This is a genomic window from Isoptericola halotolerans (genome assembly GCF_003003075.1).
Classification (GTDB): domain Bacteria; phylum Actinomycetota; class Actinomycetes; order Actinomycetales; family Cellulomonadaceae; genus Isoptericola; species Isoptericola halotolerans_A.
The window spans coordinates 67,281-81,248 of record NZ_PVTX01000007.1 but is presented as its reverse complement, the minus strand read 5'-3'; the positions used below and the strand labels follow the sequence as shown (position 1 = coordinate 81,248).

Annotated in this window: 14 protein-coding genes; 10 read left to right on the top strand and 4 right to left on the bottom strand. The window is 73.9% G+C overall.

Annotation, left to right across the window (positions count from 1 at the left end):
- Positions 1-7 precede the first annotated feature (7 nt).
- The 3 genes from BCL65_RS11095 (at position 8) to BCL65_RS11085 (ending at position 1,851) form a co-directional block, all read left to right on the top strand.
- A complete protein-coding gene (locus tag BCL65_RS11095) occupies positions 8-448 on the top strand; it encodes a response regulator (RefSeq protein WP_106268002.1) in 441 nt (146 codons plus the stop codon).
- A gap of 81 nt (positions 449-529) precedes the next feature.
- A complete protein-coding gene (locus tag BCL65_RS11090) occupies positions 530-1,456 on the top strand; it encodes a PAC2 family protein (protein WP_106268000.1) in 927 nt (308 codons plus the stop codon).
- A gap of 191 nt (positions 1,457-1,647) precedes the next feature.
- Entirely contained in the window at positions 1,648-1,851 is a 204-nt protein-coding gene (locus tag BCL65_RS11085) for a cold-shock protein (protein ID WP_106267998.1), read from the top strand.
- Between the two features lie 56 nt (positions 1,852-1,907).
- On the opposite strand, the gene BCL65_RS11080 is transcribed toward BCL65_RS11085, so the two are convergent.
- Positions 1,908-2,717, bottom strand: coding sequence for a spermidine synthase (locus BCL65_RS11080; RefSeq protein WP_243401011.1), 810 nt, complete (start codon positions 2,715-2,717; stop codon positions 1,908-1,910).
- Positions 2,718-2,887: 170 nt separating this feature from the next.
- Here BCL65_RS11080 and BCL65_RS11075 point away from each other — a divergent pair, with 170 nt between their 5' ends.
- From BCL65_RS11075 to BCL65_RS11065, 3 genes are read left to right on the top strand one after another with little or no spacing between them, the layout of a single operon-like run.
- Positions 2,888-3,322 carry an SAV_6107 family HEPN domain-containing protein gene (locus tag BCL65_RS11075; protein ID WP_106267994.1) on the top strand — a complete coding sequence of 145 codons (435 nt, stop codon included), beginning with the start codon at positions 2,888-2,890 and terminating at the stop codon, positions 3,320-3,322.
- Positions 3,323-3,345: 23 nt separating this feature from the next.
- Positions 3,346-4,566 (top strand): DNA polymerase IV, encoded by a 1,221-nt coding sequence (dinB, locus tag BCL65_RS11070; protein WP_258176965.1) that lies wholly within the window; start codon positions 3,346-3,348, stop codon positions 4,564-4,566.
- 38 nt (positions 4,567-4,604) lie between these two features.
- On the top strand, positions 4,605-5,030 hold the full coding sequence (locus BCL65_RS11065) for a DUF3040 domain-containing protein (protein WP_106267991.1): 426 nt from the start codon (positions 4,605-4,607) through the stop codon (positions 5,028-5,030).
- 1 nt (position 5,031) lies between these two features.
- Here the strand turns inward: BCL65_RS11065 and BCL65_RS11060 are convergent, their stop codons facing one another.
- Genes BCL65_RS11060 through BCL65_RS11050 form a run of 3 tightly spaced genes read right to left on the bottom strand, consistent with a single transcriptional unit; the run spans position 5,032 to position 9,708 of the window.
- Complete coding sequence (locus tag BCL65_RS11060) at positions 5,032-7,290, bottom strand: transglutaminase family protein (RefSeq protein ID WP_106267989.1); 2,259 nt, start codon at positions 7,288-7,290, stop codon at positions 5,032-5,034.
- Positions 7,287-8,615, bottom strand: coding sequence for a DUF58 domain-containing protein (locus BCL65_RS11055; protein WP_106267987.1), 1,329 nt, complete (start codon positions 8,613-8,615; stop codon positions 7,287-7,289). Before BCL65_RS11055 ends, BCL65_RS11060 begins: the two co-directional genes overlap by 4 nt.
- A gap of 1 nt (position 8,616) precedes the next feature.
- A complete protein-coding gene (locus BCL65_RS11050; protein WP_106267985.1) occupies positions 8,617-9,708 on the bottom strand; it encodes an AAA family ATPase in 1,092 nt (363 codons plus the stop codon).
- Between the two features lie 286 nt (positions 9,709-9,994).
- Here BCL65_RS11050 and mraZ point away from each other — a divergent pair, with 286 nt between their 5' ends.
- The 4 genes from mraZ to BCL65_RS11030 all read left to right on the top strand — a co-directional run bounded on the left by mraZ (position 9,995) and on the right by BCL65_RS11030 (position 13,967).
- Complete coding sequence (mraZ, locus tag BCL65_RS11045; RefSeq protein ID WP_106268287.1) at positions 9,995-10,429, top strand: division/cell wall cluster transcriptional repressor MraZ; 435 nt, start codon at positions 9,995-9,997, stop codon at positions 10,427-10,429.
- A 183-nt stretch (positions 10,430-10,612) separates the two neighbouring features.
- On the top strand, positions 10,613-11,641 hold the full coding sequence (gene rsmH, locus BCL65_RS11040) for a 16S rRNA (cytosine(1402)-N(4))-methyltransferase RsmH (RefSeq protein WP_106267983.1): 1,029 nt from the start codon (positions 10,613-10,615) through the stop codon (positions 11,639-11,641).
- Positions 11,638-12,060: a hypothetical protein gene (locus BCL65_RS11035; RefSeq protein ID WP_106267981.1), complete on the top strand. Its 423-nt coding sequence runs from the start codon at positions 11,638-11,640 to the stop codon at positions 12,058-12,060. The genes rsmH and BCL65_RS11035 overlap by 4 nt, the downstream gene beginning before the upstream one ends.
- Before the next feature lie 59 nt (positions 12,061-12,119).
- Complete coding sequence (locus BCL65_RS11030; protein WP_243401010.1) at positions 12,120-13,967, top strand: peptidoglycan D,D-transpeptidase FtsI family protein; 1,848 nt, start codon at positions 12,120-12,122, stop codon at positions 13,965-13,967.
- Position 13,968 lies beyond the last annotated feature (1 nt).

Below are 13,968 nucleotides of genomic sequence, written 5' to 3'. Positions count from 1 at the left end.
TGGCGGGATGACGGAGCAGCAGGTCGGTATCGAGGTCCTCCTGGTGGAGGACGATCCCGGCGACGTCCTCATGACCCGTGAGGCGTTCGCCGAGCACAAGGTCGCGAACCATCTGTCGGTGGTGTCCGACGGCGTGAGCGCGATGGAGTTCCTCCGCCGAGAGGGCGCGTACGCCGAGGCGCCGCGGCCCGACCTCGTCCTGCTCGACCTCAACCTGCCGCGCATGGACGGCAGGGAGGTCCTCGCGCTGGTGAAGGAGGACCCGGTGCTCAAGCACATCCCCGTGGTGGTCCTGACGACGTCGGAGGCGGAGGAGGACGTCCTGCGCTCGTACGCCCTGCACGCCAACGCCTACGTCACCAAGCCGGTCGACTTCGAGCGGTTCATCGACGTCGTGCAGCAGATCGACGAGTTCTTCGTCTCCGTGGTGCGGCTCCCGCGCCACTGAGGCCGGGATGATCCGAGGGGTCGGCCTGGTTGTCCCCGATGGACGCTGCTGCATGGTGGCGGTCGAGACGAGGAGGAACGAGTGCTGGACCCGCAGGGGATCTATGAGGTCGACGACGAGGCGGTCGAGCGCACGTTGGGCGACGAGCCCGCGGCGAACGCCGCGCCGGTCCTGGTGCACGCGCTGCGCGGCTTCGTCGACGCCGGGTCGGCCGGCGAGATCACCGTCGCGCACCTGCTCGAACGGTTCACGGCCACGCGGCTGATCACCTTCGACGTCGACCGCCTGGTGGACTACCGCTCGAGGCGCCCGGCGATGACGTTCGACGCCAACCGGTGGGCGGACTACGACGAGCCGTCCCTCGTGGTCGACCACCTGACGGACGACGACGGCGCAGGCTTCCTCCTGCTGCACGGCGTCGAGCCGGACGTCCAGTGGGAGCGCGTGGTCGCGGCCGTGCGCGAGATCGTCGAGGAGCTCGGCGTCTCGCTGACCGTCGGGGTCCACGGGATCCCGATGGGCGTGCCCCACACGCGCCCCCTGACCCTGACGGCGCACGGCACCCGCGAGGGGCTGGTGGAGGACTACACCTCGTTCTTCGGTCAGGTGCGGGTGCCCGGCTCGCTCGGCGCGCTCCTGGAGCTGCGGCTGGGGCAGACCGAGCACGACGCGCTCGGTGTGACGGTCCACGTGCCGCACTACCTGGCGCAGTCGCGTTACGTCCCCGCTGCGGTGGTCGCCCTGCAGCACCTGGAGAAGGCGACCGGGCTGGCGCTCGGCACGGACGGTCTCGCCGAGGCCGCGGCGGAGACGCAGGTCGAGGTGGCCGAGCTCGTCGCCGAGAACGAGGAGGTCGCCGCCGTGGTGCGCCAGCTCGAGGAGCAGTACGACGCCTTCACGCGCTCCGTCGGCCGGACGAACCTGCTGGCCGAGGAAGCCGCGCTGCCCACGGCCGACGAGCTCGGCGCGGAGTTCGAGAGGTTCCTCGCCCAGCGCGACGAGGACTGATCGGGGAGTGTCCGGCGGGGAGTCCCGCCGGGGGTCGCGTGCGGTGCCCATCGGGTGCACGCCGTTGTGGTCCGTGCCACACTGTCGGGCGTCGCACCTGCTCACCGGCGCACCGACCGGTTCCGGGGCGGTGCGACGGCGGGTGCCCGTCCGGTGCACCCGTGCACCGGACGGAAGGTCGAAGGATCAGCATGGCGCAGGGTTCTGTGAAGTGGTTCAACTCCGAGAAGGGCTACGGGTTCATCGCCCAGGACGGCGGCGGCGCCGACGTCTTCGTCCACTACTCGGCGATCCAGACGCAGGGTTACCGCACGCTCGACGAGGCCCAGCGGGTCGAGTTCGAGATCACCCAGGGGCCGAAGGGTCCGCAGGCGGAGCAGGTCGTCCCGCTCTGAGGCGGGGCGCTCCGCGACAGGCCGCTCCCGGGCTCCCGGGGGCGGCCTGCCGCGTCTCAGGGGAGCGGCGCGGCCGACCCGACGAGCCGAGCGAGCTCGTCGCCGACGAGGACCCGCGCGGGAACGGCCAGGGATCGCAGCGCACGGGCGAGCCCCGCGTCACCCAGGTCCGGCCCGGCCGCCGGGTCCGCGCTGCCCGGGGCGACGGCCGCGATCACGACGTTGCCGTAGCGGCGGCCCTTGAGCACGGCCGGCTCGGCGACCACGGCGAGGCGTCCGTCCGCGACGGCGTCCTCGTCGAGGGACGGCACGATCGAGGCCAGCTCCTGCCGTGTGCGTTCCAGGGGTGGGCGATCGGCGCAGTTGACGAGCAGGAGTCCGCCGGGGCGCAGCACCCGCAGAGCGGCACCCGCGAAGGCGCGGCCCACGAGGTGCCCGGGGGTCGTGTCGCCGTCGAACGCGTCGCGCACCACGACGTCGAACGACGCGGCCGGCAGGGAGGCCAACGCATGGCCGGCGTCGTCGGCCCGCAGTCGGAGGCGGGGTGAACGGGGCAGGGAGAACCACTCACGCACCAAGGTCAGCAGGCGCGCGTCGATGTCGACCCCCAGCTGGCGCGAGTCGGGCCGGACGTGCTCGATCTGACGGGGCAGAGCGCACCCTGCGGCGCCGAGGTGGAGGGCACGGACCGGTCCGGGGGGCAGCAGGTCGACGACGGCGGCCATCTGCTGGAGGTACTCGAAGGCGAGGAAGCCCGGGTCGGCCAGGTCGAGGCACGAGCTGGGCACGCCGTTGACGTGCAGGGTCACCCGCGCGGCGTGGTCGGGGTCCTGCTCGAGGTGCGCCGTGCCGGTGTCGATCGGCACGGGCCCCACCGGGAGTGTCGGTGCCTCGCGCGAGGATCGGTCCGGACGGGTCGTACGGGAGCGTCTGGCCATGGGCACAGTCTCTCGTGCGTCACGGCCTTGACAGGATCGAACAGGCGTTCGAAGATGCGAGGGTGGGAACGTCCCGCCCGGCGGTCAGGAGGTGTGCGATGACAGCACGAGGCGGTGCACCCGTGCCCGACCGCGTGGACAGGCTCCTGGTGCGCGCCGATGCGGAGCTGGCCGCCGCGGTCGCGGCGACCGCACCTCCGGAGCGCTTCGTCCACGCCCACCTGGCGGCGTTGCGCTCTGCCGCCGCTGTCGTGGCGCTCCACGGGGACGCGCCCCGGGGCCGGGCGAGGGCGGTGTGGGAGCTGCTCACGAGGGTGGAGCCCGAGCTGGCGGCGTGGAGCGTCTACTTCGCGTCCGGTGCACGACTGCGCGCCGCCGTCGACGCCGGGCACGGCGAGGACGTGACGCCGGCCCGCGCGGACGAGCTGCTCGCGTGCGCCGAGGACTTCCGTGACGAGGTCGGGCTGCGGCTGGACCCGGACGCCGGCTTCTCCCTGCGGTCCGCGCGCGGCGCCGTGACGGCGGCGTCGTGAGCCGGGGCCCGCGGTCCGCGGACGTGCGACGCGACTGGGGGCACGACGAGGACGGCTCGTCGACCCTGCACGTCGACATGGACGCGTTCTTCGCGTCCGTCGAGCTCGCGCGACGGCCAGAGCTCCGTGGGCGTCCCGTCATCGTCGGCGGGCGGGAGCGGGGGGTGGTCCTCGCGGCCACCTACGAGGCGCGGGCCTACGGCGTCCGGTCCGCGATGTCGATGGCCCACGCGATGCGCCGGTGCCCGCACGCCGTCGTGGTGGCGCCCGACCACCGCCGCTACCGCGAGGTGTCGCGATCGGTGATGTCGATGCTGGGCGACATCACGGCGGTCGTCGAGCAGGTCTCGGTCGACGAGGCCTTCCTGGACGTCGCCGGGGCCCGCCGCCGTCTCGGCCGGCCGACGGAGATCGGCGCGGCGCTCCGCGAGCAGGTGCGCGCCGCGCACGGCATCACCTGCTCGGTCGGCATCGGCCGCAACAAGCTCGTCGCGAAGCTGGCCTCGACGCACGCCAAGCCCGACGGGATGCTGCTCGTCCCGGCGGCGGCGACCGAGGCGTTCCTGCGTGCGCTGCCGGTCGGCGCGCTCTGGGGCGTCGGCGAGAAGACGGAGCAGGTCCTGGCGAGGTGGGGGATCACGACGGTCGCGCAGCTCGCGGACACCGACGTCGCGGTGCTGCAGGCGGCGGTCGGCCGGGTCTCCGGAGCGCATCTGCACGATCTCGCCTGGGGGCGTGACCCCCGTCCCGTGGTGGCGGGTCGCGCCGAGCAGAGCATCGGGGCAGAGTCCACGTTCGGCCAGGACCTCCACGACCTCGGCGAGGTCGCACGGCGGCTGCGCGAGCTCAGCGACCGGGTGGCCGGTCGGATGCGTCACCAGGGGGTCGTGGCGCGGACGGTCGCGCTGAAGGTGCGGACCAGCGACTTCCGGACGATGTCACGGTCCCGCACGCTCGAGGTGCCGACCGACGTGGCGCAGGACGTCTACGGGGTGGCACGCGAGCTGCTCTCGGGAGTCGATCTCGAGGGGCTGCCGGTCCGGCTCGTCGGTGTGCGGGCGGAGAACCTGCGGGCCCGGGCGGACCTCACCTCGCAGCCGTCGCTGTTCGACGACGACGCGCACGTCGGTGCGCGGCGGGACGCGGAGCTGGCGGTGGACGCCGTCCGGGAGAGGTTCGGCTCCGCGGCGATCGCACTGGGGGCGTCGCCGACTACCGTCCAGCGCCCGGCGGGCATATCCTAGAGGCAGGCCACGAAACTACAGCGAGATCGGGGGGCCCGATGCCTCTGTCCGAGTACGAGCAGCGCGTGCTGGAGCAGATGGAGCGCGCGCTCGAGAGCGATGACCCCCGGCTGGCCACGACGCTCCAGCGGTCCCGCCATCGATCGCCGCTGCGGTATGTGCTGGCAGGTCTGTGCGTCGTGCTGGGCCTGGTGCTCCTGGTGATCGGGGTCGCGTCGTCGCTGACCCTGCTGGGGGTCGCCGGCTTCGTCCTGATGTTCGCCGGCGTCGTCTACGCGTTCTCCGCGCCGCGCAAGAAGGGACCGCAGGGAGTCGTCAACGCTGACGGCACCGTCGGCCCGTCGTCCGCGGCGCACGCTGGCTCCGGAGGGCATCGGGGCCGCACGGCGGCGCCGAGCAAGGGTCCGGGCTTCCTGGCCCGCCTCGAGGAGCGGTGGGACCGCCGCCGCGAACAGGGCCGATAGCTCACGACCTGTCGGCCAAGCGCTGTCTCACCCGCGCCGCCACCTCCGCGAGGTCGGGCTGCTCGGGTCCCTCCTCCTGGTCGGTGAGGCTCTCGTCGGCCTCCTCCGGTCTCGCGTAGCGCGCCTGTTCCACGGCCTGCGCCAGGATGGTGAGGTCGTCGTGCACCTCGGGTGCCGGAGCCTTTCCGCGGGCCCTGGTGACGGCGTCCATCACGGCCCGGGGAGCCTGCCGCGGCGTCGTGGGCGCAGGTAGCGCCACGCCCTCGCGAGCCAGTGCCGCGACGACCTGCTGCCAGGCCCGCTCTGCGTCGACCGGGTCCGTGCCCCGGCGGCGCCGCAGCAGGAGGAACGCCGTCGCGCCGGCGCCGACCAGCAGGCCCGCGGCCAGCGCGGCCCAGGCCCAGACGGGCAGGGTGTCCGCGGGTTCCGGCCCGACGGCCACGGGAGGCTCCGTCGGGGCCGCCGTCTGCTCCTGGGGCTCCGGCTGCTCCGCCGCGGGCGGCGGCACCTCCTGCGGAGCGACGGCGTCGGCGGGTGCGTCGACCTCTGCCGCGGTGTAGTCGGGTGCGGTGCCCGTCTGCGTCGCCGGCGTCGGTTCGAAGCGGACCCAACCCACCCCCTCGAAGTAGAGCTCCGGCCAGGCGTGGGAGTCCTGGCCCGTGACCTGCCAGCGGGTGACGTCGCCCTCCGCGTCCTCGACGGCCTCGCCCGGCAGGAAACCGACGCCCAGACGGGTGGGGATGCCCAGGGTGCGAGCCATGACGGACATGGTCGTCGCAAACTGCACGCAGTAGCCGGTGCGGTGCTGCAGGAAGTCCCAGACCGGGTCGCCGGTGCTCCCGCGGGGCAGCTGCGTGGAGTAGGTGAAGGTGGCAGGGTCACGGAGCCACCGCTGCAGGGCCACGGCCTGGTCGTAGGCGGTGTCCGCGTCGTCGGTGACCTCCGCCGCGAGTTCCGCGACCTCCTGGGAGTGCTCGTTCTCGGGCACGGTGAGATAGGCGTCCTCGGTGACGCCCGGGCCGGCACCGCGCAGGATCTCCGGGTCCAGGTCACGGGGGCGGACGCTCAACGTGTAGACGTCGCCCACGTCGGTCCGGTCGCCGACCACCTCGTCACGCAGCGGGTCGTAGCCCCAGGTGCCGCCGGCGTCCACCCGTCGGGGCTCGAGGGTGACGGGCAGCTGGTCGTCGCGCAGCGAGCCCACGGTGACCGACAGGTCCTGGCGGTCCTGCAGGGCCACGCTGCCGAGGTCGTCGGGCCAGAGCAGCTCGTCCGGTGCGAGCGGTCGGCCGTCGCGCTCCTCGCCGCGCTGCCAGCGCCGGCCGTCGAACGCGGTGGCCGTGTAGGTGCGCAGCGGCCCGACATCGTCCTCGACCCCTGTGTAGGTGAGCACCACCTCGCCGGAGCGTTCGGTCAGGCTGCTCAGGACGTCGAGGTCCTCGGAGAGCTGGATGGTGTCGCCCGTGGTCGTGAAGCTCTGGTACCAGGCGCCCGCATAGCCGGGCAGCGTGCTCGACGCCGCGGCCACCAGCCCGGCGGCGAGCGCGACCACGAGAGCGACCGCGGTGGTGACGACGCTCCGTGCGCCCTCGGCGCGACGCACGGCCGCCGGGGGGCTCTCGTTCCCGGGACGCCGCCGCTCCCCGGCGCCGACCGACAGCAGCAGGAGCAGCGCCGCGACCACGACGACGAAGACTGCCGGAGGCACCGACCCGACGAGCACGAGGGGCGGGGACCACAGGGCGAGGAGCGGCAGGCCGACCGCCGCCGGCCAGCGCAGACCTCCGGCGAGGGCGTCGGCGAGGAGCAGCACGGCGAGCGTGCCGCCCACGGTGAGCAGGGCGATCGGCAGGGTCCCCGGCACGGGGGCGACCTCGGAGCGGATGATCTCGCCCGCGTCCCCCAGCCGTTCCAGGACCCGGCCCACGCCGTCCGGCCCGACGAACAGCTGCGCCTCGGAGGTCGGTGCCCCGTAGCGTGACAGCACGTACCACGCGGCGACGGCGGCGCCGACGAGCGTCGGGACGACCGACCCGCCGGCGGTGTCGTCGCGACGGCGACGGCGCGCTCGACGTTCGACCAGGACCCGCGTGAGCCCGGTGGTCCCGGCGACGAGCGCGATGCCGACGAGGCCGGTCCGCACCCAGTCGCCCGGCAGGACGAGGGCGGTGAGGGCGAGCATCGAGGCGGCGACGGCCACCGCCACCAGGGCGGTCGTGGCGACGAGCCGCGCCGTCGGGCCGGCGTACGCGGGGATCATGCAGCACTCTCCGTCAGGAGGGACCACGCCCGCGCCACCGGGGTGCCCGGGGTGCACGACGCCACGTGCCAGCCGGCGGCGCGCAGGTCGTCGGCCGTGGGGTCGACGTCGTGGCGCATCCCGGTCGCGCGGGGGACGACGAGCAGGGCCCACCCCACGCCGTCCGCCCCGAGGGAGGCGACGGCGTGCCGCTGAGGTCCGCCGCCGGTCGGTGCGATGACGGCGACGGTCACCTCCGACCTGGCCCGGTCGGCGCGCAGTGATCGTGCGGTCGTCGTGAGTGCCTCGGCCGCCTCGCTGCCACGCAGCCCGGTGAGGTCCACGGTCGCGTCGAGCAGCTGTGCACGGCCGCTGCCGCGGCCGGCGGCGTGGTCGGTCCGCGCGGGCGTGGTCGTCGTGGCGACCAGGCGCGTCGGGTGCCCGGCGTCGAGGAACGACGTCGCGACGGAGGCCGCGAGCTCGACCGCCCACTCGCCGTCGTCCACGACCTCGCGGACGGGGGGCCGCGCTCCCGGACGCTCGTCGGGCGGTGGTGCCAGCAGGCCCCGGTCGAGCAGCACGGTGACCGGACGCAGCCCGGCGCTCTCGTCGGCGCGGACCATCAGCCGGCCCTGGCGGGCCGACCCCGCCCAGTGCACGCGGCGGGGGTCGTCGCCGGGGACGTACTCCCGCAGCACCGAGTCGTCGCTGGAGGCGAGCCGGGCGCCGACGGCCGCGCGGTCGACGTCCCCGAGCGCCGCGGCCCGGGCCGGCAGCGGGGTCGTCCGTGGCCAGACCGAGACGCGCGTCGCCCCGCCGAGCGGCTGCGTGGTCCGTGCGAGCCCGAAGACGTCGGTCCGGGTGGTGAGCACGGGCCCCAGCGGCCAGCGGCCGCGACGCACGGGCGACAGGGAGTACTGCACGGCGATACGGTCCGGGTGAGCGCGCACGTGCGCCCGGATCCCGGACGGTCCGGCGAGCTCGTGGGCGGCCTGCTCGGACAGCCGCAGGCGAGCGAGCCGTTCGTAGGCCGCCCCGGTCCGGGCGCGGGCGCGGACCGTCAGGCGCGTCGTCGCCGAACGGCCGGCGACCACGGGGTCCGGCTCGATGTCGCGCTCGACGTCGAGCGCGCCACGCCCGGCGTCGAGCCGCTGCCACCCGAGGGCGAGGCACGCGGCCGAGACGGCCAGGACGGCGGCGGCGCCGAGGCCGACGACGTCGGGCAGGTCCAGGACCACACCACCGGCCACCAGCGCCGCACCGGCCACCAGCAGCGCGCCGCCACGTCCGGTCGGTCGTACCCGGGCCAGGCGGCGGAGCGCCGACCCACCTCGCAGTCGTGTCATGTCAGCGGCTCTGGTTCGTGGTCCTGCCGAGCGTCGAGCGGCGCTGCGCCGCCGCGGGTGAGGTGGTACCGGCGGGCACGACCGTGCGGTCGACCACGTCGCGCACGATCTCGGCGGCGGTGACTCCGGCCAGCCGTGACTCCGTGGACAGGATGAGCCGGTGCGCCAGCACCGGTACGGCGAGCGACTGGACGTCGTCGGGCAGCACGTGCTGCCGGCCCGCCATCGCCGCGTGGGCCTTGGCGACGCGGAGGAGCTGGAGGGACGCCCGTGGCGAGGCGCCGAGCCGCAGCCCCGCGTGGCCGCGGGTGCCGACGGCGAGGTCGATGACGTACTGCTTGACCGCGGGCGAGGCGTGGACGGCGCGCGCCCAGGCCGCGTAGCGGGTCATGGCCTCGGCGGTCGTGACCGGCTCGAGGTGCGCGAACGGGTCGGTGGACTGCTGCGAGTCGAGCATCCGCAGCTCGGCGTCGTTGTCGGGGTACCCGATGGCGAGCCGGGCCATGAACCGGTCGCGCTGAGCCTCCGGCAGAGGGTAGGTGCCCTCCATCTCGACGGGGTTCTGCGTGGCCAGGACGAGGAACGGCCGCGGCAGGGTGTAGGTGGTGCCGTCGACGGTGGTCTGGCCCTCCTCCATGCACTCGAGGAGGGCCGACTGTGTCTTGGGCGAGGCGCGGTTGATCTCGTCGCCGATGACGACGTTGTTGAACACCGGGCCGGGGCGGAACTCGAACTCGCCGCTGGACGACCGGTAGATGTTGACGCCGGTGAGGTCGCTCGGCAGGAGGTCGGGGGTGAACTGCACCCGGCCGACCCGGCAGTCGATGGTCCGGGCGAGGGCCTTGGCCAGGGTGGTCTTGCCGACCCCGGGGACGTCCTCGACGAGCAGATGGCCCTCGGCGAGCAGGACGGCGACGGTCAGCCGGGCGAGGTCCGGACGGTTCGGCACCACGGACTCGACGGCCGCACGCACCCGCCCGGTGGCGGCGACCAGCTCCCCGAGCCCCGCGCGCAGCGCCTCGGGGCCGGCATCGGTGTGCGGCGCCGTGACGTGGCCGTTGCTGACGGAGCTGGTGGCGTGGTCGGTCTGCACAGGGTGGCCTCCGGTCGTCCGTCATGGTGCTGCGAGCAGCCTAGTCCGTCCGTGACCTGCACGTGACGTCGATCACGCAGGACGCTGCTCGGCCCTCCACCCCGCTCCACCGTCACCCCGTGCTCGTGACCTGCGGTGATGCCAGCAGAACGGCCGGCACGGGGAGTTCTACCCGTGTCGTCCCGCGCCGGGTGGAGGAAAGTGGAGTAGCGTGGAGGAAGCGGGAGCCCGAGGGGAGGTGCGGACCGTGGCAGCAGCACTGGGGGACCAGTTCCCGGGCACGGGGCTGCTCCTCGGCACGTACACCCCTCGGCTCGACGAGAAGGGCCGGCTCATCCTCCCCGCGAAGTTCCGCGCCCGGCTCGCCGCAGGGCTCGTCATGACGCGTGGCCAGGAGCGATGCCTGTTCCTGCTGCCGATGGACGAGTTCTCCCGCATGTACGAGCAGGTCCGGCAGGCGCCGGTCACCAGCCGGCAGGCACGCGACTACCTGCGCGTGTTCCTGTCGGGGGCGAGCGACGAGGTGCCGGACAAGCAGGGCCGCGTGGTGATCCCCGCGGCGCTGCGCGAGTACGCAGGTCTCGACCGGGACGTCGCCGTGATCGGCGCCGGCACCCGCGTCGAGGTGTGGGACGCCAGGGCCTGGGAGACCTACCTGGCGGAACAGGAGTCCTCGTACTCCGACGTGGCCGAGGAGATCTTCCCCGACCTGCAGTTCTGAACGGCACGTACAACAGCACAGTCACCGACCGGCCCGCACGACGAGGCCTCCTCCCGCGAGGGTCTGGCGCACTTCCCCGGCGCCAGAACGACGCGGAGGGAGACCTGGTCGGGCGGGCCGGACCCAGCACGACGGACGAAGGACCACGCAAGGACCACGCAAGGTTCCCGGAGAGGAGGCAGCATGAGCACGCACGACGACGGCGCGCGGCCCGCGCAGGACCGCCACGTGCCCGTGCTGCTGCAGCGCTGCGTGGACCTGCTCGCGCCGGCGCTCTCCGCGCCGGGCAGCGTGCTCGTGGACTGCACCCTCGGGATGGGCGGGCACACCGAGGCCGTCCTCGAGCAGCTTCCCGGGGTGCGGGTGCTGGGCATCGACCGCGACCCCCAGGCCCTGGAGCTCGCGTCCGCCCGCCTGGCGCGGTTCGGCGACCGGTTCACCCCCGTGCACGCGGTCTACGACGAGGTCGCCGACGTCGCGGCCGAGCACGCCGGCACCCCCGACGGGCTCGTGCAGGGCGTGCTCATGGATCTCGGGGTGTCGTCGCTCCAGCTCGACGAGGCGGACCGTGGCTTCGCCTATGCCCAGGACGCGCCCCTGGACATGCGGATGGACCAGTCGCGCGGGATGACGGCGGCGGACGTGCTCAACACCTACGACGAACGAGACCTCGCGCGGATCCTGCGGGTGTACGGCGAGGAGCGGTTCGCCCCCCGCGTCGCCCGTGCGCTGGTCCGCCGGCGCGAGGAGCATCCGTGGGAGCGGACGGCGGAGCTCGCGGACGCCGTGCGTGCCGCCATCCCGGCCGCCGCGCGCAAGACGGGGGGCAACCCGTCCAAGCGCACGTTCCAGGCGCTGCGCATCGAGGTGAACGGCGAGCTCGAGGTGCTCGAGCGGGCGGTGCCGGCCGCGATCGAGGCGCTGGCCGTCGACGGCCGGATCGTCGTGGAGTCGTACCACTCGCTCGAGGACCGGATCGTCAAGCGCGCGATCGCCGCCGGCATCACGTCCAGCGCGCCTCCTGGGCTCCCGGTGGAGCCCGAGACGCACCGGCCCTACCTCGAGGCCCTCACGCGAGGCGCCGAGGCAGCTGACCCGGCCGAGCTCGAGCGCAACCCGCGGTCGGCGTCGGTCCGCCTGCGGGCCGCGCGCAGGCTGCGCCCCACGCCTGACCACCTGATCAGCAGTCCCCCCCGGAAGGAGCCGCGATGAGCGCTCTGCGAGCACCCGCCACGTTCCCCGAGCGTCGCGGCGAGCCGACGCCCCGGCGCGCGCCGCTCACCGCCGTGGAGGGCGGTGCCGGTCGCCGTCTCGACGCCGTCCGGGCGCCGCTGCAGGCGACGTCGGGCCTGCCGTTCATGGTGCTGTGCGCCCTCGTGCTCGTCGGTGCGCTGTTCTCCGCCCTGCTGCTCAACACCTCGATGGCTCGGGGCTCCTACGAGATGTCTCGCCTGCAGCGGGAGGTCGGTCTGGTCGCCCAGGACGTCCAGGAGGTCCAGGCGGAGCTGCGGGCGGCCGAGTCGTCGTTGCCGCAGCAGGCGACGCGGCTGGGGATGGTCCCGGCGGAGGACATGACGATGCTCTCCGTGGTCGAGGGAACGATCGTCGCGGGGTCCGCGGAGGAGCCGTGAGCGCGACACGCCCGGCGCGGTCCCGCGGCTCCGGGCCCGTCCGGACGCAAGATCGAGGTGTGACGAGACGACCCACCGGTGGGGGCAGGACCGCCCGGCGTCCGGCCTCCACCGCGCGGCCCACCACACGGACCCCGACCCGGCGGCGCGAGGCCGGTGACCCCGCCCGTCGGCAGCGGTGGCTCATCGTCCTGGCGGCGATCGTCCTCACCGTCTTCGTCGGCCGGCTCGTGCAGGTCCAGGTGGTACAGGGTGCCGCGCTGGCCTCGGACGCCCAGCAGGACCGGCTCGCCACCCAGGTGACCCCGGCGCACCGCGGGAACATCCTCGACCGCAACGGCACGGTCCTGGCCACGTCGGTCGACCGCTACACGATCATCGCGGACCAGGACGCGATCCAGAACTTCCGGGGCAACTCCCGGCACGACGCCGAGGGGGAGCCGGTCCAGGACGGCGCCCTGGGCATCGCCCAGCTCCTGGGGCCGGTGCTGGGAGAGTCGAAGGAGACGCTCGCGGCCAAGCTCAACGGCGAGGACCGGTACGTCAAGCTCAAGGAGGGCGTGGTGCCGGAGGTGCAGCGTGCCGTCACCGAGCTGGACCTGCGGGCGTACATCCCCACCGAGCTGAGCTCCAAGCGAACCTACCCCTCGGGAGCCGTCGCGGGGCCGATCCTGGGCTACGTGAACTCCGCGATGGACGGCCAGGGTGGTGTCGAGGCGGCGTACGACGACGTGCTCGCGGGCACGGACGGCACGCGCACGTACGAGCGGGGCCGCGACGGGGTGCCGATCCCCGGCTCGGAGATCGAGTCGGTGGCGGCGGTGCCCGGTCAGGACGTCTGCCTGACGATCGACGCGGACGTGCAGTGGAAGGCGGAGGAGCTGCTCGACGACGCCGTCCGCGACACCGGTGCGTCGTACGCCATGGCCATCGTCCACGACGTGCGCACGGGTGAGGTCGTCGCCATGGCGGACTCGGGGGACGTGGACCCGAACGACCGCTCGACCTCGGCCGTCGCGGACGGGTCGCGGGCCGTGAACGTGGTCTTCGAGCCGGGTTCGACCGGCAAGGTGATCGCGATGGCCGCCGCGCTCGAGGGCGGTTACTGGAAACCCACGGACCAGTTCGAGGTGCCGGACACGTTCACCGTGGACGGCGAGACCTTCCGTGACTCCCACCCGCACCCGGTCGAGCGGTGGACGCTCGCCGGCATCCTGGCGCAGTCCTCCAACACCGGCACGGTGATGATGGGTCAGGAGATCCCCTGGGCCGTGCGGTACGACTACCTGCGCAAGTTCGGCCTGGGTGAGCGCACCGCGCTCGGTCTACCCGGAGAGAGCGCCGGGCTCCTGCCGGACGAGAACATCGACGAGATCGAGAACCGGACCCCGTACACCGTCCTCTTCGGCCAGGGCGTGGCGGTCAGCGCGATGCAGGCCACCCAGGTCTTCTCGACCATCGCCAACGGCGGGGTCCATCTGCCGGCCAGGCTCCTGGCCGGTACGCAGACGACCGACGGCGTGCGGACCGACGCGGAACCCGGCGAGGGTGAGCAGGTGGTCTCCGAGGAGACGGCGGACGACGTGCTGACGATGATGGAGGCCGCCACGAGCGAGGACGGGACGGGATCCGCCGCCCAGGTGCCCGGGTACCGGGTGGCCGGCAAGACGGGCACCGCCCAGATGTTCGAGGGTGGCGGCACCACCTACGTGGCGTCGTACATCGGCGTCGCGCCCGCGGACGACCCGCGCTACACGGTGTCGGTCTTCCTCAAGAGCCCGCGGTCGTCGATCTTCGGCGGTGTGGTCGCCGCGCCGGTCTTCTCCGACCTCATGGGCTACACGCTGCGCAAGGAGGGTGTCCCGCCCTCGGACGAGCCCGTCGACCAGTTCCCGCTGACCTGGTGAC

Bases quoted from the DNA above. Each gene is read 5' to 3' on its own strand.
- BCL65_RS11035 (WP_106267981.1), top strand. From the start codon at position 11,638: ATGAGCGCTCTGCGAGCACCCGCCACGTTCCCCGAGCGTCGCGGCGAG.
- rsmH (WP_106267983.1), top strand. From the start codon at position 10,613: ATGAGCACGCACGACGACGGCGCGCGGCCCGCGCAGGACCGCCACGTG.
- BCL65_RS11065 (WP_106267991.1), top strand. From the start codon at position 4,605: ATGCCTCTGTCCGAGTACGAGCAGCGCGTGCTGGAGCAGATGGAGCGC.
- BCL65_RS11095 (WP_106268002.1), top strand. From the start codon at position 8: ATGACGGAGCAGCAGGTCGGTATCGAGGTCCTCCTGGTGGAGGACGAT.
- BCL65_RS11085 (WP_106267998.1), top strand. From the start codon at position 1,648: ATGGCGCAGGGTTCTGTGAAGTGGTTCAACTCCGAGAAGGGCTACGGG.
- BCL65_RS11060 (WP_106267989.1), bottom strand. From the start codon at position 7,290: ATGATCCCCGCGTACGCCGGCCCGACGGCGCGGCTCGTCGCCACGACC.
- BCL65_RS11075 (WP_106267994.1), top strand. From the start codon at position 2,888: ATGACAGCACGAGGCGGTGCACCCGTGCCCGACCGCGTGGACAGGCTC.
- BCL65_RS11055 (WP_106267987.1), bottom strand. From the start codon at position 8,615: ATGACACGACTGCGAGGTGGGTCGGCGCTCCGCCGCCTGGCCCGGGTA.